A 21460-nucleotide genomic window follows, 5' to 3' on the forward strand; every position below is an offset into this window, starting at 1 on the left:
CCTTCATGAAGCTCTATGGCATGCCCCGCGCACCCAATCCGCGCCGCGTCACCATCTTTCTGGCGGAAAAGGGCATCCCTATCGAGATCCAGGAGGTGAACGTCGCAGAGGGCGGCAACCGCACACCCGAATATCTCGCCGTCAATCCGCGCGGCGTGATTCCGGCGCTGGTGCTCGATGACGGCACGGTGATCGACGAATCGATCGCCATCTGCCGTTATTTCGAGGCGCTGCATCCCGAGCCCAATCTGATGGGCCGCGATGCTAAGGAAATCGCCGTCATCGAATCCTGGCAGCGCCGCATCGAGTTCGACGGGATGCTTGCAATCGCGTCAGTCTACCGCAACACGCAGCCGCTGTTCGCGAACCGCGCGCAGCCCGGCGGCGGGCCGGACACCGCGCAGATCCCCGCGCTTGCCGAACGCGGGCACCTGCTGCTCCCCGGCTTCTTCGCCATGCTCAACCAGCGCCTCGGCGAAAGCCCCTACGTCGCGGGCGACCGCTATACGGTCGCCGACATCAGCGCGATCGTCGCGATCGACTTCGCGCGCTGGATCAAGGTGCGCATCCCCGAAAACCACGCGAACACGCTGCGCTGGCACGCCGAGGTGACGGATCGCCCGAGCTACGCGGCCTGATTCAGCCGCGCATTGCCGTAGAAGGTTTCGCCCTTCGCGGCCATGTCGCGCAGCAGCTGCGGCGGCGCGAAGCGTTCGCCGTACTGCTGCGTCAGCCGGTCGAGCGTGCGCACGACCTCCGCGAGGCCCACGGTATCCATCATGCTGAACGGCCCGCCGGTGTGCGGCATGAAGCCCCAGCCGAAGATCGCGCCGAGATCGCCGTCCTCGGGCGTCTCCAGCACGCCCTCGGCAAAGCAGCGCGCGCATTCGACAAGCTGGCGATAGACAAGTCGCGTCTTCACTTCGCCCGACGCGGGCTGCTCTGCATCCGGCTTCTGGCCGAAGGTCGCGCCCAGATCGGCCCAAAGCGCCTTCTTGCCGCCTTCGGGATAGTCGTAATAGCCCTTGCCCGCCTTGCGCCCGATGCGGCCCAGCGCGACCATCTTCTCGATCACGTCATCGGCCGCCGTCGCCTTGTAGGCATCGCCGAGATCTTTCTTCGCCTGCAGCATGACCTTGTGGCCAAGCTCGATCGAAACCTCGTCGAACACAGCGAGCGGACCCACCGGCATGCCCATCTGCTTGCCGATGTTCTCGACAAGCGCCGGGTTCACGCCCTCGCCGACCATCACTGAACCCTCGGCGGTGTAGGTGCCGAAGCAGCGCGAGGTGTAGAAGCCGCGGCTGTCGTTGACGACGATGGGTGTCTTGCGGATCTGCGCGACATAATCCAGCGCCTTTGCAATGGCATCCGACCCGGTCTTCTCACCGACGATGATCTCGACGAGCGGCATTTTTTCCACCGGCGAGAAGAAGTGCACGCCGATGAAGTTTTCCGGTTTCGTCCAGGCCTTCGCGAGACTGGTGATCGGCAGCGTCGAGGTGTTGGAGCCGAAGATCGTGTCCGCGCCCAAAACGGCTTCGGTCTTCTGCGTCGTTTCCGCCTTGATGGCGCGGTCCTCGAACACCGCTTCGATGATGAAGTCGCAGCCCTTGAGGTCCGCGAAATCGGTCGTCGGGTGGATGCGTGCGAGGATTTCGTCCAGCTTCTCCTTGGGCATTTTCTTGCCGAGCTTGTCGGCGGTATAGGCCTTGCCCTTTTCCGCCGCCTCGATGCTGCGATCCAGCAGCACGACCTCGATCCCGGCGCGCGCGGAAACGAGCGCGATGCCCGCCCCCATCATGCCCGCGCCGAGCATGCCGAGCTTCTTCGTCGGCGCCTTGGCGGCATCCTTGGGGCGACGCGCGCCCTTCTCGGCGGCCTGTTTGTTGACGAACAGGCTGCGCACCATGTTGCCCGCCTGCGGATCGGCAACGACCCTGGCGAAATACTTGCTCTCCACGCGGATCGCCGTGTCCATCGGCAGCTGCGCGCCTTCATAAACGGCGGACATGATCGCGTGCGGCGCGTTCATGTTGCCGTTCGTGGTTTTCAGCGCAATGGCGTTGCCGGCCACGAAGGTCTGGATGAATGCCGGGTTGAACTGGCCCGCGCCGCCCGGGAACTTGAAGCCCTTCTGGTCCCAAGGCTGCACGCCTTTGGTCGGGTTCGCCTTCACCCACGCTTTGGCTTTCGCCACCACCTCGTCCGCCGGCGCGATCTCGTTCGCGACGCCGAAGCCCAGCGCTTCCTGCGGCGACATGGATTTGCCCTGCAGCAGGTACATGGAGGCCGCCTGAATGCCGATCAGGCGTGGCAGGCGCTGCGTGCCGCCTGCACCGGGAAACAGGCCGACCAGCACTTCGGGCAGGCCAAGCTGAACCTTCGGATTGTCCGCAACCACGCGGTAGTGGCAGGCGAGGCAGAGTTCGAGCCCGCCGCCGAGCGCGAGGCCGTTGATCGCCGCCGCCACCGGCTTGCCGCTCGTCTCCAGCCGCCGGAACAGGACGTTCAGCGTGAACACGCTGTCGAACAGCCGCGCCATCTTCGATTTCTCGCCGCCGCCCGAAATGCCGCCCGACGAGAAAATCTCGCCCATGCCTTTCAGGTCCGCCCCGGCCATGAATCCGCTGGCCTTGCCGCTGGTGATGACGGCGCCCTTGATGGCCTCGTCCTTCTCGATCATCGCGATCATCGTATCGAAATCGCGCGTCAATTCGGCGGTGATGACGTTCATCGACTGGCCGGGCACGTCGATGGTGAACAGTGCGATGCCGTCGGCGTCGAGGTCGTATTTGATGGTTTCCATGGTCATATTCTGTCCCTTCCCAACCGATCGGCCGGTGATGAAATCGTGAAAGCCCCTCCCTCTTCAGGGGAGGGGTTGGGGTGGGGCGGTTCCGCCCGGCGCTGCGTTTGAGGAGAGGCCCCACCCCCGGCCCCTCCCCTGAAGAGGGAGGGGAGATTTAATGCGGCAAGCGTCATGCCTAGATACGCTCGATGATCGTGCCGGTGCCCATGCCCGCGCCGACGCACAGGTTGATGAGCGCAGTGCCCTTGCCCGTGCGTTCCAGCTCGTCGAGCACGGTGCCGAGGATCATGGCGCCGGTGGCGCCCAGCGGATGCCCCATCGCGATGGCGCCGCCGTTCACGTTGATCTTGTCGTGCGGAATGTTCAGCGCCTGCATGTAGCGCAGCACGACGCTGGCGAAGGCCTCGTTCAGTTCGAAGAGGTCGATGTCGGACGTGTCCATGCCCGCGCGTTTCAGCACCTTCTGCGCAACGAACTCGGGGCCGGTCAGCATGATCGTCGGCTCGGAGCCGACCGAACCCATGGCGCGGATGCGCGCACGCGGCTTCAGCCCGTATTTCTCGCCCATTTCCCTGGTGCCGACAAGGATCGCCGCCGCGCCGTCCACGATACCCGAACTGTTGCCCGCGTGGTGAACGTGGTTGATCCGCTCGACCTCGGGATAGCGCAGCAGCGCGATCGCATCGAAGCCCGGCATCGTTTCGCCCATGTCGGTGAAGCTGGCTTTCAGGCTGCCCAGCGACTGCATGTCGGCTTCGGGCCGCATGTGTTCGTCGCGGTCGAGGACGACTTCGCCGATCACGTCGCGCACCGGCACGATGGAGCGCGCGAAGCGGCCCTCGTCCCACGAACGCTTGGCGCGCTTCTGGCTCTCCACCGCGTAGGCATCCACGTCGTCGCGCGAAAAGCCGTACTTGGTGGCGATCAGGTCGGCGCCGATGCCCTGCGGGGCGAAATACAGCTTGTGCGCGACAGCCGGGTCCATCGCCCACGAGCCGCCGTCGGCGCCCATCGGAATGCGCGACATGGATTCAACGCCGCCGCCGATCGCGAACTCGGCCTCACCCGCCATCACCTTGGCGGCTGCCATGTTGGTCGCTTCCAGGCCCGAGGCGCAGAAACGGTTGATCTGCACGCCTGCCGTGGTCTGCGCATAGTCGGCGTTCAGCACCGCGAGGCGCGCGATGTCCGATCCCTGCTCGCCGATCGGGGCGACGCAGCCGAGCACCACGTCGTCGACGTCGGCGGTGTCGATGCCGGTGCGGTCGCGCACGGCGGCGAGCACCTGCGTCGCAAGCTGGATCGGGGTGATCTCGTGCAGGCTGCCGTTCGATTTGCCGCGCCCGCGCGGGGTTCTGACGGCATCGTAGATATAGGCTTCGGCCATTTCGCACCTTTCAATTTCTGCCGTCACCCTGAACTCGTTTCAGGGTCCATAGGCCGTTTCCTCAAGCACCGCCGTATGGATGCTGAAACACGTTCAGCATGACGACGGGGCCTTGGTCATCCTCTCGCAAATGCCTCGGGAGGCAGTGCCATCAGTGTTTCGGCGCCGGTTTCGATCTTGCGGCGCAGCGCGCCCGCATCCGGCAGGTAGCGAGCACTATAGTATCGGGCGGTCGTCAGTTTAGCCTCGTAGAAAGGGGAGTCTTCCGTGCCCGCCGCCAGCGCGGCCTGCGCGGCGCGCGCCATCTTCAGCCACATCCAGCCGAGCACGACCGTGCCCATCAGGTGCATGTAGGGCACCGCGCCCGCTCCGGCGTTGTTCGGGTTCGCCATGCCGTTCTGCATCAGCCACATGGTGGCCGTCTGCAGCTCGTTTCCGGCCTTCTCCAGCGCTTCGGCCATCGGCGCCAGCGCGGCGTCGGCCTTTGCGGCGGCGACCTCCTCGCCGATCGTGGATGCCAGAAGCATCAGACCCTTGCCGCCGTGGCGGCCGAGCTTGCGGCCCACCAGGTCCATCGCCTGAATGCCGTTGGTGCCTTCATAGATCTGGGCGATGCGGGCATCGCGGACGAACTGCTCCATGCCCCATTCGCCGACATAGCCGTGGCCGCCGTAAACCTGCTGCGCGTTCACCGCCGTCTCGAAGCCCTTGTCGGTCGTGTAGCCCTTGATGACGGGCGTCAGGAGGCTGATCAGTTCGTCGGCGTTGGTGCGCTCCTCCTCGGTCTGCGCCTTCTTCGACAGGTCGACCTGAAGCGCGCCCCACAGCAGCAGCGCGCGGGCGCCCTCGGTGAAGGCCTTGCCGTCCATCAGCATGCGCCGCACGTCGGGGTGGACGATGATCGGATCCGCCTTGTCGCCCGGGTCGGCGGGTCCGGTCAGCGCGCGGCCTTGCTGGCGCTCCAGCGCATAGGTCACGGCGTTCTGATAGGCGACCTCACCCTGCGAAAGCCCCTGCAGCCCGACGCCGAGCCGCGCCACGTTCATCATGATGAACATCGCCTCAAGGCCCCGCTCCGGCTCGCCGACCAGATAGCCGGTCGCCTCGTCGTAGTTCAGCACGCACGTCGCGTTGCCGTGGATGCCCATCTTGTGTTCGATCGCGCCGCAGGAAACGCCGTTGCGTTCGCCGAGGCTGCCGTCGTCGTTCACCATGAACTTCGGCACGATGAACAGCGAAATGCCCTTCACGGTGTCGGGCGCGCCCTCGCGCTTCGCCAGCACGAGGTGGATGATGTTCTCCGCAAGGTCGTGCTCGCCCGCCGAGATGAAGATCTTGGTGCCGGTGATCCTGTAGCTGCCGTCCCCCGCGTCAACCGCCTTGGTGCGAATGAGGCCGAGATCGGTGCCGCAGTGCGGTTCGGTGAGGTTCATGGTGCCGGTCCATTTGCCCGAGACCATGTTGGGCAGGTATTTCTGCTTCTGTTCGTCGGAGCCCTTCACCTCGATGGAGGCGATCGCGCCTGCCGTGAGGCCGGGATACATCCCGAACGCCATACCGGCGGAACTCAGATACTCCTCGAACGCCATGCTGATCGTGTAGGGAAGCCCCTGCCCGCCGAACTCCGGGCTCATGTGCAGCGTGCCCCAGCCGCCTTCGCAGAAAGCCTGATAGGCCTCTTTATAGCCCTTGGGCGTCGTCACCGATCCGTCGTCGTGGCGCTTGCAGCCTTCGCGGTCGCCGGAGAAGTTGATCGGCTGCACGACGCCTTCCACGAACTTGGCGCCTTCCTCCAGGATCGCCGCGACCATGTCGGGCGTCGCTTCGGAGAAGGTCGGCAGGTTCGAATAGCGGTCGAGGCCGATCACCTCGTCGAGGATGAACTTTGTGTCGCGAACGGGCGCGCGGTACGTGGGCATATCAGAACTCCCCGGATCTGGCGTTGGAGGGCAACAGCCCCTGTACGACCCCGACGAACTCTTCGAGTTCCGCGATCGTTGCATCGATATCGTTACGCTGATTGGTCAAAAGCGCGATCTGGCGGCGGCAAAGCTCCAGAGTCCGTTCGCGCTGCCGCACGCGGCCGTCGTCCACGTCGTAAAGGTCGAGGATTTCCCTGATCTCGGCCAGGCTGAAACCGACGTTCTTGCCGCGCAGGATCCACGCCAGCCGGGCGCGGTCGCGCCGCGAATAGACGCGGCTTTGCCCCTGCCTAGCCGGTACGATCAGCCCCTGATCCTCATAGAAACGGATCGCGCGCGGGGTGACGCCGAACTCTGCGGCGAGATCGGTGATGGTGAAGGTTTCGTCCTCGAGAACGGCTTCCATCGGGCGCTGTGGCATGCGCCCTCTTTTAGTTGACGTTTACGTAAACGTCAATCTACCTGCGTGAAGAAACAGCTCTGGGCCCCGGTGTGGCAGGCAGGCCCGGCGGGCTCCACTTTCAGCCACACGGCGTCCTTGTCGCAATCGACATGGACTTCGATGACCTTCATCGTGTTCCCGCTTGTCGCGCCCTTGTGCCAAAGTTCCTGCCGCGAGCGCGACCAGAAGTGCGCCTCGCGCGTCTCCAGCGTCTTCGCGTAGGCCTGCGCGTTCATGTGCGCGACCATCAGCAGCGCGCCGCTCGCGCTGTCGGTCACGATGGCTGTCACCAGCCCCTTGTCGTCGAATTTCAGGTCCATGCGCCCCGCTTAGCGCGGGACACGGCGGGTGGCCATAGCCGCGTCACTATGAAATAATCGCCGTTCAACCGACAGGAGGACATGATTTTCGCGTTCGTTTCCGCATTCGCCGACCAGCCCTGGCTTCAGACCCTCGTTGCACTCGCGATCCTCGCGACCGTCGCTGCATTCGCCAACTGGCTTGCCAAGGTCATTGTTCTTCAGGGTCTCAACCGCGCGCTTGCGCTCACCCGGTTCGGTGAGGAAACGCACACGCTCTCGCGGATCGCGTGGCGGCTTTCCTACCTCATCCCGGCGATCATCGTGCAGATGGGGATAAGCGCTGTTCCGCATCTCACCGATACGGCGATCACGCTGACCCGCAACGTCGCGGTCGCCTTTTCGATCGTTACGGTCGCGATGACGATCAGCGCCGCGCTCAGCCTGCTGAACGACGTCTATCAGCGCCGCGAGGATGCCGGCGAGCGCCCCATCAAGGGCTATGTGCAGGTCGGCAAGATCCTCGTCTACTGCGCCGCCGCCGTGCTCGTCGTATCGGCGCTGATGGATCGCTCGCCGCTCATCCTGCTCTCGGGACTCGGCGCGCTCGCGGCGGTGCTGATGCTGGTGTTTCAGGATACGATCCTGTCGCTCGTCGCCTCCATCCAGATCACCTCGAACGATATGCTGCGCGTCGGCGACTGGATCGAGATGCCGGGCCAGAGTGCGGACGGCGACGTTATCGATATCGCGCTCCATACCGTGAAGGTCCGCAACTGGGACAAGACGATCACCACGATCCCGACCAGCCGCCTTATCAAGGAATCGTTCAAGAACTGGCGCGGCATGTCCGATTCCGGGGTCCGCCGCATCAAGCGCGCGCTGCTGATCGATCAGACCAGCGTGCGCTTCGTGGACGACGACAAGGTCGGCGCGCTCCGCCGGTTCGCGCTGATCGCCCCCTACCTCGCCGAAAAGCAGACCGAGATCGAGCGCTGGAACCGGCAGCGCAAGGCATCGGATGCCGTGAACAGCCGGCGTCTCACCAACCTCGGCACGTTCCGGCACTATGTGGAGGCGTATCTACATGCGCATCAAGACATTGCGGAGGGGCAGACGACGATGGTCCGCCAACTCGCCCCGGCGTCCATGGGGCTGCCGCTCGAAATCTACTGCTTCACCAGCACCACGGCGTGGACGGAATATGAAGCGATCCAGTCCGATATCTTCGATCACATGATCGCGATCATGCCGGAGTTCGGCCTGCGTCTGTTCCAGGAGCCGGCAGGGCACGATCTGGCGGAAATCACGCGCCGTGCCGCATAGCTCTGCAACATGGCAGCCATGCATGTGTGACAACCCCGCGACAAACCGGGGAAGGCACCCTATATGAACGGTCGAATCGCCCGCCCGGCACGGAGCGCCCAATGTTTGACATGATCTCGCACCCCTTCGACGACGACAAGCTGAAGGAAGAATGCGGCGTTTTCGGCGTCTGGGGCGCCGAAGGTGCCGCAGCGCTCACCGCGCTCGGCCTGCATGCGCTGCAGCACCGGGGCCAGGAGGCCGCAGGCATCACCAGCTACGACGGCAAGACCTTCTACAATCACCGCGCAATGGGTCATGTCGCCGGGAATTTCGACCGCGACGAGGTGATCCGCGAACTGCCCGGAGAGGCCGCCATCGGCCATGTCCGCTATTCCACCACCGGGGCTTCGGCGATCCGAAACGTGCAGCCGCTGTTCGCCGAACTGTCCACGGGCGGATTCGCGGTGGCGCACAACGGCAACATCTCGAACGCCGCGCACGTCCGCCGCGAACTCAACCGTCGCGGCTCGATCTTCCAGTCGACAAGCGACACCGAGGTCATCATCCACCTCGTCGCCACCTCCACCTACCGGCCGCTTCTGGACCGCGTCATCGACGCGCTGAAACAGGTGGAAGGCGCCTACAGCCTGGTGATGCTGACGGACGAGGGCCTCATCGTTTGCCGCGATCCGCTCGGCATCCGCCCGCTGGTGCTCGGCCGCCGCGAGGATTCGTACATCGTCGCCTCCGAAACCGTCGCGCTCGACGTTTGCGGCGCCACGTATCTGCGCCAGATCGAGCCCGGCGAGATGGTCGTCATCAACGACAAGGGTTTGCGCTCGCTGCGCCCCTTCCAGACGATGCGCCCCCGCCCCTGCATCTTCGAGCATGTCTATTTTTCGCGTCCCGATTCGCTGCTCGACGGTCTTTCCGTCTATCAGGTCCGCAAGAACATCGGCGCGCAGCTCGCCATGGAAAGCCCGGTCGATGCCGACGTGGTGATCCCGGTGCCCGACAGCGGCAACCCCGCCGCCATCGGCTATGCCCAGCAATCGGGCCTTCCGTTCGAGCTCGGCATCATCCGATCGCACTATGTGGGGCGCACCTTCATCCAGCCCGGCGACGCCATCCGCAATCTCGGCGTCAAGCTGAAGCACAACGCAAACCGCCCGGTCATCCAGGGCAAGCGCATCGTTCTGATCGACGATTCGATCGTGCGCGGCACCACGTCGGTGAAGATCGTGCAGATGATGCGCGAAGCGGGCGCTGCGGAGGTCCACATGCGCGTCGCCTCCCCGCCCACGCGGCACAGCTGCTTCTACGGCGTCGATACGCCTGAGCGCGCCAAGCTGCTCGCCGCGCAGATGGATGTTCAGCGCATGCGCGACTACATCAAGGTGGACAGCCTCGCCTTCCTGTCGATCGACGGCCTTTACCGCGCGCTCGGCGAAGATATGCGCGTCGAGGAAACGCCGCAGTATTGCGATGCGTGCTTCACGGGCGAATACCCGACCCGCCTGACCGACTATGAAGAGGCCGGCGCCGACGATCAGCTCGTCATGCTGACGGAGCGCGCGGGCTGACATGACCGATATCGAAAAACCCGTCGCGCTCGTCACGGGCGCCAGCCGCGGCATCGGCGCCGCCACGGCGAAGGCGCTTGCCGCCGCCGGCTATCATCTCCTGCTCACCGGACGCACCGAAGGCGGGCTGGAAGCGACCGAAACGGCAATCCACGATGCGGGCGGCTCCGCCACGATCGCACCGTTCGACATCACCGACGGCGACGCCGTGGACCGTCTCGCGCAGGCGATCGGCGGACGCTGGGCGCGGCTCGACGCGCTGGTGCTGAACGCGGCGATGCTCGGCGATCTCATGCCCGTCAGCCACATGGAGCCGAAAGACTTCGAAAAGTTGTTCAAAACCAACGTCACCGCGAACTACCGCCTGATCCGGGCCTTCGATCCGCTGCTGCGCGCCAGCAAGGATGCGCACGTGGTCGCGATCACCTCCGGCGTGGCGGCAACCCCGCGCGCCTATTGGGGCGCCTACGCCGCCAGCAAGGCCGCGCTTGCGAACCTCGTTGAAACCTACGGCCTCGAAGTCGCTGCGATCAGCAAGATCAGAACGCACATCTACAACCCCGGCGGCACGGCCACCGCGATGCGCGCGAAGGCGTTCCCCGGCGAAGACCCCGCCACGCTGAAAACCGCCGAAACTGCGGCGGCAGAGATCGTCGGCCTCATCACGGCCTGAAGCCGGACCCGGATTTTCAGGCTCGTTTTCTCCAAACAGAGAATAACTTGCCCGAAGAGTAATCGGCTTTATGATTGCGGCAAGATCACATCCGGGGGAATTCACATGTTCGCACGCCGCTGTCTCGCCGCCCTGCTCGCGTCCACGCTTGCTGCGGCCGCCCTGCCTGCGACCGCCGAGCCGCTGCCCATCAGCGACATCCCCGCCGATTTCAAACCGTCCGACGCCCGCAAGGATTTCACGATCCGCGAGGTGATGATCCCGATGCGCGACGGCGTGAAACTGCACGTCAACCTCGTGATCCCGAACGGCGTGAAGAACGCCCCGATCATCTTTTCGCGCACGCCCTATTCGGCGGACAGGGCGATCACCCGCCTTGCCTCCAACACCTACAAGCTCGCGCTTCCCGTCACCTATGCGGAGCTTGCGGAGGCGGGCTACATCATCGCGGTGCAGGACGTGCGCGGGCGTTATCGCTCCGAAGGCGACTATGTCGTCGCCCGGCCGCTCGTCGGCTCGCTCAACCCCGCGAACACCGATCATTCGACGGACACGTGGGACAGCATCGACTGGCTGGTGAAGAACGTCCCCGAAACCAACGGCAAGGTCGGCACCATCGGCGTCAGCTACGGCGGCTTCACGACGCTGATGAGCCTGGTGAACCCGCACCCCGCGCTCGGCGCGGCGGTTCCGATCAATCCGCTGGTGGACGGCTGGGTCGGCGACGACTGGTTCCACAACGGCGCCTACCGCCAGAGCTTCCTCGATTGGGTCTACCGGATGACCGCCGACAAGTCCTCGAAGTACGCCCTCCAGTTCGATCGCTACGACACCTATGAAAGCTGGCTGCGCGCCGGTTCGGCGAGCGACATGGCGAAACAGCTCGGCATCGAGGAGTTCCCGATCTTCAAGAAGGCCGCCGCGCACCCGGCCTACGACGCATACTGGCAGGGCCAGGCGCTCGACAAGATCCTCGCCAAGGAGCCTCTCAAGGTTCCCACGCTCCACGTCCACAGCCTGTGGGACCAGGAAGACATCTACGGAGCACCCGCCGTCTACAAGGCGATGGAGCCCAAGGACACCGCCAACGCCGCCAACTACATGATCATCGGCCCGTGGCAGCACGGCCAGAGCAACATGCCGAGCGGCACGAAGCTCGGTGCCATCGATTTCGGCAGCAACACCTCCGCCTGGTATCGCAGCGAGGTGCTGATCCCCTTCTTCGACGCGCACCTGAAAAACGACGCGCCCAAGGCCGATCTCGCGCCGGTCACGGCGTTCGAAACCGGCGCCAACGTCTGGCACCGCTACGATCGCTGGCCGATGTCGTGCGCGAGCGGCTGCCCGTCGCAGTCCAAACCCATCTACCTGCAGACGCAGGGCGGGCTCGGCTGGAACGCGCCCACCGTGCGCGCCGCTTTCGCCGAATATGTCGCCGACCCCGCGCGCCCAGTCACGTACCGCGAGCGGCCGATCCTCTCCACGTACAACCCCGACACGTCATGGGGCCGCTGGCTGGTGGACGACCAGCGTTTCGCCGAGGCGCGGCCCGACGTCGTCACCTTCGTCAGCGAGGTGCTCACCGAAGACGTGCGCCTCGCGGGCCAGCCGATCGCGAAGTTCTTCGCCTCCACGAGCGGTACGGACAGCGACTGGGTGGTGAAGCTGATCGACGTCTACCCGGCGGAGTACGCCCCCGCCCCGGAACTCGCGGGCTACGAACTCGCGATCTCGATGGACATCCTGCGCGGCCGCTACCGCGAAGACCCCTCGAAGCCGAGCGCGATCCCCGCGAACAAGGTCGTGCCCTACGAGATCAAGCTGCCCGACGTCAGCCACCGGTTCCTGAAGGGCCACCGCATCATGGTGCAGATCCAGTCCAGCTGGTTCCCGCTCTACGACCGCAACCCGCAGACCTACGTGCCCAACATCTTCTTCGCGAAGCCGGAGGATTACAAAAAGGCCACGCAGCGCATCCACACCTCGGCGCAGTACCCCAGCCGCATCGAACTGCCGGTCGTGGAATAGATACCCGCAGCGCTCGTTAAAGCCCTCTGGCCCGGGATTCGCCGGTCTCGCTGTCCTGGGAAGCCATGAATTCCGCAGCAAAGCTCTCGGGGGGTGTCGGTCTGCCGGTCAGATCGCCCTGGACGATGTTGCACCCGGCGATGCGAAGGAGATCCCGCTGCTCGGCGGTTTCGACGCCTTCGCCGATGACGTCCAGCCCGAAGCCGCGCGCCAGGTCCATTATCGCGGCGACGATCGCGCGGTCGCTCCCCGATGTCACCATCCCCCGCACGAAGCTCTTGTCGATCTTGATGTGGGTCAGGGGATAGCTCTTCAGCAGGCTGAGCGAGGCATAGCCGGTGCCGTAATCGTCGAAAGCGAGCCCCACGCCCATCGCCTTCAACGCGAACAGCGGCGGCAGCGTCTGGTCCTGCTGATTGAGGATGGTGCTTTCGGTAATCTCGAGTTCGAGCGCGTCGGGTGGCAGGGCATAGCGCTCCAGCGTCGCAGCGACCGTCTCGACGAGGTTTCCGTCGCGAATCTGCGAAGCGAACAGATTGACCGCGACACGGAAGTCGGGCGCGCCCCGGGTTCGCCACAGCGCGGCCTGAGAGCAGGCATCGTCGAGCATTCTGAAGCCCACACTCGCGCTCAGCGGCGAGAATTCGAGCGCGGACAGGAACTCCGCCGGCTGGAGCAGCCCAAGCTCCGGATGCTGCCACCGCATAAGCGCCTCCGCGCCGACGAGGGCGTTGTCGGAAAGCCGGAACTGCGGCTGATAGTGCAGCAGGAACTCGTTCCGCTCCGCAGCGCGGTGCAGGGCGACATTGCCGTCCCGGCGTGCGGCGGCGGCCATGCGGAGCGCCGGTTCGAACACGACGACGTTCCCGCCCCCCTCCAGCTTGGCCTCGAACAACGCAAGGTCCGCATTCGCGACCAGCACGCGCACCTCGCCGGCATGCAACGGGCTCATGGCGATGCCGGCACTGCACTGAATGCGGATTTCCTCGCCGCCCAGCCGGATCGGCACGGAAAGGTCGGCCATCGCGCCTTCCACCACTTCGGTAACGGCCTGCAGATCGCTGGTGCTGACCAGCATCATGGCGAATTCGTCGCCCCCGACGCGGGCGATCAGGTCTTTTTCGGTGATCCGGTCCGTCAGCCGCTCGGCGACCACCCGCAGCAGTTCGTCCCCCGCTTCATGGCCCAGCGTGTTGTTGACCGCGTTGAAACCGTCGAGATCGATGATCGCCAAGGCTGCCGGATTGCCGCTGTCGATCGCGTCGGCAAGCCTGCGATAGAGCAGGTTGCGGTTGGCAAGGCCCGTCAGCGTGTCGAAGTTGCCGAGGTGGCGTAGCCGCGCTTCCTGCTGCTTGTTCCTCGTCACGTCGCGCACGATGGCGGCGAAGTGCCGGTCGTCGTCGTCGACCCAGCTCGACCATGCGAACTCCATCGGGAACGGGCTCCCGTCGCGGTGCCTGCCCGCATACTCCACGCATTCGGCGCCGACGGTGTTCCGCGCATTGGCCAGAATATCGTTGGCCGCGTCGCGAATTCTGGCCTCCTCCTCGGCCGGCATCAGGATATCGAGCGAGCGGCCCGTGGCCTCTTGCGAGGAATAGCCGAACATGGTCTCCGCGCCGCTGTTCCATGCCGTGATATCAAGGTTCCGGTCGAAGCAGATGACGGCGTTCGGCGATGTCGCCGCGCTGTTTTCAAACAGCGTGCGGCTGTTGCTCGCCGCCACCTCCATCCGCCGCAGCTCCAGCTTCTCGGATGCGACGAGGCCGAGGTCGCGCAGGCTCTCCCGGTCGGCGGGCGTGAAGACCCGGTGCGGTTTGCTGTCGATCACGCACAGAACGCCAAGCGCGTGGCCGGAAGGCGAGCGGAGCGGCACCCCTGCATAAAACCGTGTCGGCGTCGCGCCGGTCGTCAGCGGGTTGTCGAAAAAGCGCGGATCCTCCAGCGCGTCGGGCACGACCAGCACATCGTCCTGGGTAATCACGTGCGCGCAGAAGGAGACTTCGCGCCGCATGTCGGCCTCGCGGATGCCCCGGCTTGCGGCGAAGAACACATGCTCGCTGCCGACCAGATTCACCGCCGAAACCGGCATATCGAACAGCCGGGCCGCGATTTCCACCACCGGATCGAGGCTCGGCAGCGGGCCCTTGTCTTCCAGATCATACTCGCGAAGGCTGACGAGCCGGTCGTCTTCACCCAAAATGGCCGATGGATAGCGCATTCTTTCCCCCCGGTTGAGAAGCCCCTCCACTCGCCATGCCGTTATGTCAGAGAATATCCCACCCGACCAGCCGCGCGCGCCACCGCGCCTCCCTCTCAAACGATCAGGCTTCAGTCCCGAACGGCGGCGGTTGCCCCCGTGACCAGGTGTCCGCCGGTGATGAGACCGAAGGATCCAGCCATTTCATCACCGTTCGGTCCGAAAAATCGCATATAAATGTCGCCGACAGAACTTCCGGCCTGCGTAAGACCGGTGAGAAAAGCGCTATCGGCCAGACCAGTGCCTGCCACGAGATCGAACTGACCGAAATCGACGGTCGAGCCGCCCACACGGTCAGCACCCTGCAGCCTCAGCCAACCGCCGTACGCCTGCGCGGCGAAATCGATCTGGAATTGCGAGGTGCCGGTCACGGCGAGTTGCTGCTGCGCGCCGCCGCTGCCTGCCGCGCCGATGGCGATACCGTTGTATGTCGCCGTGCCGGTCCGACCCAGAAGCACCCCCGGCGCGGTCTCCAGCCCATAGCTGAGGAACGTCCGGGTGATCTCGTTCGCGTCTGCGGTTTCCCGGAATCGCGAATATTCGCCGAAACTGGCGTAGGTCAGTTCGATCTCACCGGGGCCATCGGGCTTGTAGAGCGCCATCTCGAACGTCTCGCCGCCCTCCGTTTTCCGGTAAACCGTGAACGCGTCGGCGCTGGTGTCCACGCGGTCCGTTGCGGCGAATTCCACTTCGGGGCCATCTGCGCCGGAAATCGCGTAGCGGCCGTCGGTATAATAAAACAGGCTCTTCGTCAGCAGCGTGGCTTCGGACGTGCCGTCGTCCGTACCGTCCTTGAGTTGCAGGCCGCTGTATTCGCCGCCCAGCGCGAAAAGACCCATATTGTGACTGAGATCCGTCAGCGTGATATTCCGGTCCGGCGCGCTCGGGTTGGCAGCGGTGAAACCACCCACGACCGTGCCGCCGCTGCCGTTGTCGCCGCTGAACACGCCGCCTGCCTCCTGCGCTTCGGGGCCGTAGAAGCCGCCGTTCAGCTGACCCGCGACGGGATCGAGGGATCCGTCGTAGCGGAACGTGCCTGAAAAGCCGCCGTCACCGGAATCGAGCGTGCCCGCAGCGCGGAAAGACAAGGCTCCGGTCACTCCGGCGCCGGTCACGAAATAATATTCCTGAAGGTTCGTATCGATCGTGAACGTGCTGCGGTCGAAGTCGAACATGGTTTGCCCGGTGCCCGCGAATGTCAGCGGATCGCTGCCCACCTGCGTGGTGAGCCCGAACACATCCGTTGTGTACTGGGCCGAACCCAGTCTCGGGACTGCGGCGGTTTCTGTCGGAAAGCCGTAAACGAAGACGTCGAATGCCGTGTCCTGCAGGCTGCCGCTGCCCGTGTTCGACTGCCAGAAGCCGAGACCGACATGGCGTGTTCGGAGATCGGATGTGTACGACGTGTCGATGAGCGTAAGCGCCTCGGAAGACTCGGCCGTCGTTACGACATACCGGCGATCCGCATCGCTGCTCGTCGCCACGCGGTCGGCGGGCGCGAAGCTCTGGGTGATACCGTCGCGGTTCATCGTGTAGATGCCGGTCGATGCGTTGTAGGAGATGCTGATCTCTCCCAGGTTCACGGACGTGTTTTCAACGATCCCTCCGGGCATCCGAAGCGAAACCGTATTCCGGCTCGAAGGCCCGGTGAAGGTCTGGCTGTCGACGAGATCAGCGACATCGGGATCAGGTGCCGGGGTCGGGGTCGGAGTGGGTGTAGGGGTCGGTGTCGGCGTTGGTGTGGGCGTTGGTGTGGGCGCCGGCGGCGTCGTGGTCACGCCTCCCCCCGAACCGCCTCCACACGCCGCAAGCAGGAGGGCCATTGCGCCAAGCGGCGCCCATTTGATCCGTCCGATAGACTTCATTACGCTACTCCCAGCCTACTAGAACGCTGCCGTGACCCCGACTTCCCCTGAAACGCGCGTGTAATCATAAAGTTCTATGGTCGACACGTTCCGTTCACGAGACAGTTTCAATATGGGCGCGAATGAACCTACCCTGAACTTTCTTAACGTCGCTGAAAGGCCGATCTCATAGCGGTCATCCACGCGGCGCTTCGGATAGAGAAACAGCCTGCGGTCGGCTTCAAGATGCTCGTATTTCGCGCTCAGCACCGAAGTCACCTTGCCCATTTCCAGAAACAGGTAGGCGCCGATGCCGCCGCTCGCTGTGGAATAGCCGGGATCGCGCGCGGTCTGCCGAAGCCCTGAAACCTGCACGCCGCCGCCGAAGCGGGATGTAAAGGCCCGGTCGATCCCGACCGAAAGGCTATAGCGATCCGCATCGCGCAGAGACGAACGCCGATCCTCACTCCGGGTTGCGGCGCCGTCCACCCGCATCTGCCCGCGACGGCCCAGCGGATGCTGGACGTTGGCGGACAGGCCGTATGAAAACTCATAGGGCTTGCGCCCGTACCATCGCCAGGCCACCAACCCCGCAAGACTGATCTTGTCCGTTCCGGAAAGAACCTGCGGCCCGGCCTGAAGAGACGCAGCATAATCGTCGAACTCGCCGTCGCGGTACACCCGCGCCGCGCCTGAAGCCCGCAGCAGGATGTCGACATGCGGATCGATCGGGGCGCGCGCGTACGCCTGCCCGCGCAGCGACACGCCGAGCCCCGATGTTTCCCGCGCATCCCTGCTGAGGTCAAAGTCCCCGATCACCGTGCCCAGCGTTTCGGAGCGCGTGGCGCGATTGATGTTGCTGTCGGGCGCAAACGCGACCTCCAGACTGCCGCCGAAGGGCTTCCGCGCGCCGAGGGCCTGAGCATAGAAACGAACAAGCGGCTCGATTTCAGGCGGTAGCCCGGCAGCCTGCGCCGCCCGCAATTCGCGCTCCGCGGCGCCGATGTTTCCCATCAACGCCTGTATCCGGGCCAGTTCCACCCGCACCCTTGCCGCGTTGGGCTTTTCATCAAGAATTTCCCGAAGCAGCACGGCCGCCTCGCGATGCTGCTTCCCGGTCTCTGACAGCATCATCGCGAGACGAAAACGGGCCTCGGTCCGGATTTCGATATCGGGGTTTTTGGCCAAGGCGAGATAGGCCGTCCGCGCCGCCTCAATATCGTCTGCGGCCTGCGCCTGCTTGGCGAAATCGAACAGCTGCGCTGCCGAAAGCTCCATCGCTTGCGCCGATCGAGGCTCGGCATCGCGGGACTGTGCAGAGACGTGAACGGGACATGCCAGGGCAAGCAGCGCACCAAGCCGGAGCAGGGCCTTAAACATGCCGGGCTGCGGCTGAAGCAAATACTGGAAAATCACGCCACACGTCACCGGCCTTTTCGTATTCCGACGAAACCAGACCGATGGCCTAATGTCAAAACCTGAGCGTTTTATTGATGTGTCCGGCAGCCTGGCGGCGGATCAACTTGGGCACAGCGCGCCCTACTCCACCACCTCTTCACCGAACCCGTGCAGGCGCCTCGCCCACTGATACCCGATCACTGCGCCCTTCACGGGTTGCAGCATCGCCAGCGCCAGCACGGCGGTAAGCGTGATCCAGATCGGGATCTGCCATTCGTAGGGCACGTCGAACGCCGTATTCACCTCGTACATCGTCGGCACCAGAATGTGGCCGAGCAGCAGGATGACGATGTAGGGCGGGAAATCGTCGGCCTGATGGTGGTGCCAGGCCTCGCCGCATTTCGGGCAGTGATCGACCGGTTTCAGGAAGCTGCGGAACAGCTTCGCCTCGCCGCAGGCGGGGCATTTTCCCGCCAGCGCGCGCGGCAGGAAGCTCCGGAAGCTCCGGTTCGTCTCTTCTGCGGTTTCAAGGGTCATCAGGCGGCCTTCGCACCCTTGCGGATCTTCGCCAGCTTTTTCAGCAGCATGTCGCGCTTCAGCTTCGAAAGATGGTCCACGAAGAGGATGCCTTCCAGATGGTCCATCTCGTGCTGCAGGCAGGTGGCGAGCAGGCCGTCGATTTCCTCATCATGCGCCTTGCCATCGTAATCGAGCCATGTCGCGCGGATGCGCGCGGGCCGGTCCACGTCGGCATATTGCTCGGGCACGGAGAGGCAGCCCTCGTTGTAGGTCACCAGTTCCTCGGATTCCCAGGTGATTTCAGGGTTCACGAAATAGAGCGGATTCTTAACGCGGTTCGCGGGCGTGTCTTCCGCGCCCTCGGCGGGTTCCTGCAGGTCGATCACCAGCACGCGCTTCGCCACGCCCACCTGAATGGCGGCAAGGCCGATGCCGGGCGCGTCGTACATCGTTTCCAGCATATCGTCCATCAGGCGGCGCAGGTCGTCATCGACGCGCTCCACGGGTTCGGAGAGCTGCCGCAGCCGGGCGTCCGGCGCCTCGAGAATGGGTAGAATAGCCATGCCGGATAGCTAGGTATGCGCGCGCGTCCGGTCAAGATGCCGGAGTGTCACACGGTGATGCATGCCTCGACCCTCGCCTGTCCGGCCGTGTCTGCAAGGTACAAAGGCCCAACCTCAGCGCTAGGTAAAAATCCCCCGAAGATCGAGCGTCGCCTTCTTCCCCACCGCCCCGTAGTTCGCCTTCAGCCACTGATCCGCCTTCACGCGGCCGAGATCGCGCAGTGCGGTGAGGAACGGCCAGTCGGCGTTCACCTTTGTGGCGGGGGGATAGGCGGCAAGCTCCTCGCCGCCGTCGACGCGGTGCATCAGGATCTTGCGATACCGCTTCCCCGCGACGATCTGCCCCTCCTCGATCAGCCGGTCGACGAACTCGACGGCGCGCAGTTCGCGCAGCAGCGAACCGTTGAAGGCGATTTCATCGATGCGATTGTCGATATCCTCGACGCTTGTGGGCGTCTGGCGCCGCTCGATCGGGCTGACCTGCACGAGCAGTATGTCTTCCGGCCCCGGATGGTAGAACAACGGGAACAGTGCCGGATTGCCCATATAGCCGCCGTCCCAATACGGCTCGCCGTCGATCTCCACGGCTTGAAACAGTTGCGGCAGGCAGGCCGACGCGGCGAGCACGTCCGCCGTCACCTCCGGGCCGGTGAACACGCGCACCTTGCCGGTAAACACATTGGTCGCCGCGATGAACAGCGTCAGCGCCTTGCAGCTTCCGATCTTTTCGAAATCGAAGGACTCCGCGACGATGTCGCGCAGCGGGTTGAAACCGGCCGGGTTGAATTGATACGGGCTCATCGCGCGCATCACGTTACTCGTCCACGCGTTCCACCACGTCTCCCACGGCGTATCGCGCACGGGAACGAACATCGCCGCATCGGACACGCGCTTCCAGAACTGATCGAGACACTCGCGCGCGCCCTCGCGCCCGCCGCTCACCCAGCCCTGCGCAAGCGCGGCAGCATTCATCGCCCCCGCACTGGTGCCCGATATGGCGGAAAGTTCGATGCGCTTGTCTTCAAGCAGCCGATCGAGCACGCCCCACGTAAAAGCGCCGTGGCTACCGCCGCCCTGAAGCGCAAGATTGATTGTTTTCGTCGCCATGACGGGAGCTTAGCGTGCGCCCCGGCCCTTGCCTATGCGCCGTTCAGGCTGCGAGGCGCATTTCCAGACGGTCCCAGATTTCCGCGAGCGCGCGGACGAGGTCGTCCATCATCGCCTCGCTGTGGGTGGGACCGGGGGTGAAGCGCAGCCGCTCCGTGCCGCGCGGCACGGTGGGGTAGTTGATCGGCTGCACGTAGACGCCGTATTCGATCAGCAGGATGTCGCTGATCTTCTTGCACTTCGCGGGGTCGCCGATGAGCAGCGGCACGATGTGCGTGGTCGACGGCATCACGGGCAGGCCTGCGTCGCCCATTTTCGTCTTCAGCATTTCGGCGGCGGCCTGCTGGCCTTCGCGCTCGACGGAGGACGATTTCAGGTGCCGCACGCTTGCGAGCGCGCCTGCGACGAGGACCGGCGCAAGGCTGGTCGTGAAGATGAAGCCGGGCGCGTAGCTGCGGATCACGTCGGTCAGCGTTTTCGATGCGGCGATGTAGCCGCCCATGATGCCGAATGCCTTGGCGAGCGTGCCTTCGATGATGGTGAGGCGGTGCGCGACGCCGTCGCGTTCTGAAATGCCGCCGCCGTGGTCGCCGTACATGCCGACCGCGTGGACTTCATCGAGGTAGGTGAGCGCGTTGTACTTGTCGGCGAGGTCGCAGATTTCCGCGATCGGGGCGACGTCGCCGTCCATCGAGTAGACGCTTTCGAACGCGATCAGCTTCGCAGCGTCGGCGGGCGCCTCGGCAAGCAGTTCTTCGAGGTGTTCGAGGTCGTTGTGGCGGAACACGCGCTTTTCGCAGCCCGCGCCGCGAATGCCCGCGATCATAGAGGCGTGGTTCAGCTCGTCTGAAAACACGATGCAGCCGGGCAGCAGCTTGCCGAGCGTGGAGAGCGTCGCCTCGTTCGAGATATAGCCCGAGGTGAAGAGCAGCGCGGCTTCCTTGTCGTGAAGCTCCGCCAGCTCGTTCTCGAGTTCCAGGTGATAGTGCGTGTTGCCGCCGATGTTGCGCGTGCCGCCGGAGCCCGCGCCGACATCACGCAGCGTTTCTTCCATCGCGGCGATAACGCTCGGGTTCTGGCCCATGCCCAGATAATCGTTGGAGCACCACACGGTGATCGGGCGTGCGCCGTTGTGACCGGCGAAGCAGCGCGCGTTCGGGTAGTTGCCGCGATTGCGCAGAATGTCGATGAAAACGCGGTAGCGGCCCTCGGCATGAAGCCGATCGATCGCGTCCTGAAAAATACGGTTATAGTCCACGCGCTCTAACCCGTTCTGCCCGCCGTTTTGACCGCTTTACATCGGAGGTGGCGTGTC

At 64.5% G+C, this 21460-nt stretch carries 17 protein-coding genes; 5 read left to right on the forward strand and 12 right to left on the reverse strand.

The window, feature by feature from the left end:
* Nucleotides 1-5 precede the first annotated feature (5 nt).
* Complete coding sequence (locus GGQ98_RS03795; protein ID WP_184065336.1) at nt 6-638, forward strand: glutathione S-transferase family protein; 633 nt, start codon at nt 6-8, stop codon at nt 636-638.
* On the opposite strand, the gene GGQ98_RS03800 is transcribed toward GGQ98_RS03795, so the two are convergent.
* The 5 genes from GGQ98_RS03800 to hisI all read right to left on the reverse strand — a co-directional run bounded on the left by GGQ98_RS03800 (nt 626) and on the right by hisI (nt 6883).
* The gene (locus tag GGQ98_RS03800; RefSeq protein WP_184065497.1) at nt 626-2809 is read right to left on the reverse strand and encodes a 3-hydroxyacyl-CoA dehydrogenase NAD-binding domain-containing protein; all 2184 of its coding nucleotides are present in this window, start codon (nt 2807-2809) and stop codon (nt 626-628) included. The genes GGQ98_RS03795 and GGQ98_RS03800 overlap by 13 nt on opposite strands.
* Nucleotides 2810-2987: 178 nt before the next feature.
* Complete coding sequence (locus GGQ98_RS03805; protein WP_184065339.1) at nt 2988-4199, reverse strand: acetyl-CoA C-acetyltransferase; 1212 nt, start codon at nt 4197-4199, stop codon at nt 2988-2990.
* A 116-nt stretch (nt 4200-4315) separates the two neighbouring features.
* Nucleotides 4316-6118, reverse strand: coding sequence for an acyl-CoA dehydrogenase C-terminal domain-containing protein (locus GGQ98_RS03810; RefSeq protein ID WP_184065342.1), 1803 nt, complete (start codon nt 6116-6118; stop codon nt 4316-4318).
* Between the two features lies 1 nt (nt 6119).
* On the reverse strand, nt 6120-6542 hold the full coding sequence (locus tag GGQ98_RS03815; RefSeq protein ID WP_184065345.1) for a MerR family transcriptional regulator: 423 nt from the start codon (nt 6540-6542) through the stop codon (nt 6120-6122).
* A 32-nt stretch (nt 6543-6574) separates the two neighbouring features.
* Nucleotides 6575-6883, reverse strand: a complete 309-nt coding sequence (gene hisI / locus GGQ98_RS03820; RefSeq protein ID WP_184065348.1) for a phosphoribosyl-AMP cyclohydrolase — start codon at nt 6881-6883, stop codon at nt 6575-6577.
* A gap of 81 nt (nt 6884-6964) precedes the next feature.
* On the opposite strand from hisI, the gene GGQ98_RS03825 reads away from it, so the two are divergent.
* From GGQ98_RS03825 to GGQ98_RS03840, 4 genes are all read left to right on the forward strand, one after another.
* Complete coding sequence (locus GGQ98_RS03825; protein WP_184065351.1) at nt 6965-8188, forward strand: mechanosensitive ion channel family protein; 1224 nt, start codon at nt 6965-6967, stop codon at nt 8186-8188.
* A 101-nt stretch (nt 8189-8289) separates the two neighbouring features.
* Nucleotides 8290-9753, forward strand: coding sequence for an amidophosphoribosyltransferase (gene purF, locus GGQ98_RS03830; RefSeq protein WP_424141345.1), 1464 nt, complete (start codon nt 8290-8292; stop codon nt 9751-9753).
* A gap of 1 nt (nt 9754) precedes the next feature.
* Nucleotides 9755-10426 carry an SDR family NAD(P)-dependent oxidoreductase gene (locus tag GGQ98_RS03835; RefSeq protein ID WP_184065354.1) on the forward strand — a complete coding sequence of 224 codons (672 nt, stop codon included), beginning with the start codon at nt 9755-9757 and terminating at the stop codon, nt 10424-10426.
* A gap of 105 nt (nt 10427-10531) precedes the next feature.
* On the forward strand, nt 10532-12454 hold the full coding sequence (locus tag GGQ98_RS03840) for a CocE/NonD family hydrolase (protein WP_184065357.1): 1923 nt from the start codon (nt 10532-10534) through the stop codon (nt 12452-12454).
* A 16-nt stretch (nt 12455-12470) separates the two neighbouring features.
* Here the strand turns inward: GGQ98_RS03840 and GGQ98_RS03845 are convergent, their stop codons facing one another.
* From GGQ98_RS03845 to hemA, 7 genes are all read right to left on the reverse strand, one after another.
* Nucleotides 12471-14675 (reverse strand): putative bifunctional diguanylate cyclase/phosphodiesterase, encoded by a 2205-nt coding sequence (locus tag GGQ98_RS03845; protein WP_184065360.1) that lies wholly within the window; start codon nt 14673-14675, stop codon nt 12471-12473.
* 110 nt (nt 14676-14785) lie between these two features.
* Nucleotides 14786-16492 (reverse strand): HupA family protein, encoded by a 1707-nt coding sequence (locus tag GGQ98_RS18275; protein WP_279380212.1) that lies wholly within the window; start codon nt 16490-16492, stop codon nt 14786-14788.
* 105 nt (nt 16493-16597) lie between these two features.
* Nucleotides 16598-17938 carry a surface lipoprotein assembly modifier gene (locus GGQ98_RS03855; protein ID WP_184065363.1) on the reverse strand — a complete coding sequence of 447 codons (1341 nt, stop codon included), beginning with the start codon at nt 17936-17938 and terminating at the stop codon, nt 16598-16600.
* A 159-nt stretch (nt 17939-18097) separates the two neighbouring features.
* Nucleotides 18098-18493, reverse strand: coding sequence for a DUF983 domain-containing protein (locus GGQ98_RS03860; RefSeq protein WP_184065366.1), 396 nt, complete (start codon nt 18491-18493; stop codon nt 18098-18100).
* Nucleotides 18493-19038, reverse strand: coding sequence for a peptide deformylase (def, locus tag GGQ98_RS03865; protein ID WP_184065369.1), 546 nt, complete (start codon nt 19036-19038; stop codon nt 18493-18495). The genes GGQ98_RS03860 and def overlap by 1 nt, the downstream gene beginning before the upstream one ends.
* Before the next feature lie 120 nt (nt 19039-19158).
* On the reverse strand, nt 19159-20145 hold the full coding sequence (locus GGQ98_RS03870) for a patatin-like phospholipase family protein (RefSeq protein WP_184065372.1): 987 nt from the start codon (nt 20143-20145) through the stop codon (nt 19159-19161).
* Nucleotides 20146-20188: 43 nt separating this feature from the next.
* On the reverse strand, nt 20189-21403 hold the full coding sequence (hemA, locus tag GGQ98_RS03875; RefSeq protein ID WP_184065375.1) for a 5-aminolevulinate synthase: 1215 nt from the start codon (nt 21401-21403) through the stop codon (nt 20189-20191).
* Nucleotides 21404-21460 lie beyond the last annotated feature (57 nt).

The sequence above is a fragment of the Sphingosinicella soli genome, assembly GCF_014199685.1.
Classification (GTDB): Bacteria; Pseudomonadota; Alphaproteobacteria; order Sphingomonadales; family Sphingomonadaceae; genus Sphingosinicella; species Sphingosinicella soli.

Bases quoted from the DNA above. Each gene is read 5' to 3' on its own strand.
- GGQ98_RS03795 (WP_184065336.1), top strand. From the start codon at position 6: ATGAAGCTCTATGGCATGCCCCGCGCACCCAATCCGCGCCGCGTCACC.
- GGQ98_RS03800 (WP_184065497.1), bottom strand. From the start codon at position 2,809: ATGGAAACCATCAAATACGACCTCGACGCCGACGGCATCGCACTGTTC.
- GGQ98_RS03805 (WP_184065339.1), bottom strand. From the start codon at position 4,199: ATGGCCGAAGCCTATATCTACGATGCCGTCAGAACCCCGCGCGGGCGC.
- GGQ98_RS03810 (WP_184065342.1), bottom strand. From the start codon at position 6,118: ATGCCCACGTACCGCGCGCCCGTTCGCGACACAAAGTTCATCCTCGAC.
- GGQ98_RS03815 (WP_184065345.1), bottom strand. From the start codon at position 6,542: ATGCCACAGCGCCCGATGGAAGCCGTTCTCGAGGACGAAACCTTCACC.
- hisI (WP_184065348.1), bottom strand. From the start codon at position 6,883: ATGGACCTGAAATTCGACGACAAGGGGCTGGTGACAGCCATCGTGACC.
- GGQ98_RS03825 (WP_184065351.1), top strand. From the start codon at position 6,965: ATGATTTTCGCGTTCGTTTCCGCATTCGCCGACCAGCCCTGGCTTCAG.
- purF (WP_424141345.1), top strand. From the start codon at position 8,290: ATGTTTGACATGATCTCGCACCCCTTCGACGACGACAAGCTGAAGGAA.
- GGQ98_RS03835 (WP_184065354.1), top strand. From the start codon at position 9,755: ATGACCGATATCGAAAAACCCGTCGCGCTCGTCACGGGCGCCAGCCGC.
- GGQ98_RS03840 (WP_184065357.1), top strand. From the start codon at position 10,532: ATGTTCGCACGCCGCTGTCTCGCCGCCCTGCTCGCGTCCACGCTTGCT.
- GGQ98_RS03845 (WP_184065360.1), bottom strand. From the start codon at position 14,675: ATGCGCTATCCATCGGCCATTTTGGGTGAAGACGACCGGCTCGTCAGC.
- GGQ98_RS03855 (WP_184065363.1), bottom strand. From the start codon at position 17,938: ATGTTTAAGGCCCTGCTCCGGCTTGGTGCGCTGCTTGCCCTGGCATGT.
- GGQ98_RS03860 (WP_184065366.1), bottom strand. From the start codon at position 18,493: ATGACCCTTGAAACCGCAGAAGAGACGAACCGGAGCTTCCGGAGCTTC.
- def (WP_184065369.1), bottom strand. From the start codon at position 19,038: ATGGCTATTCTACCCATTCTCGAGGCGCCGGACGCCCGGCTGCGGCAG.
- GGQ98_RS03870 (WP_184065372.1), bottom strand. From the start codon at position 20,145: ATGGCGACGAAAACAATCAATCTTGCGCTTCAGGGCGGCGGTAGCCAC.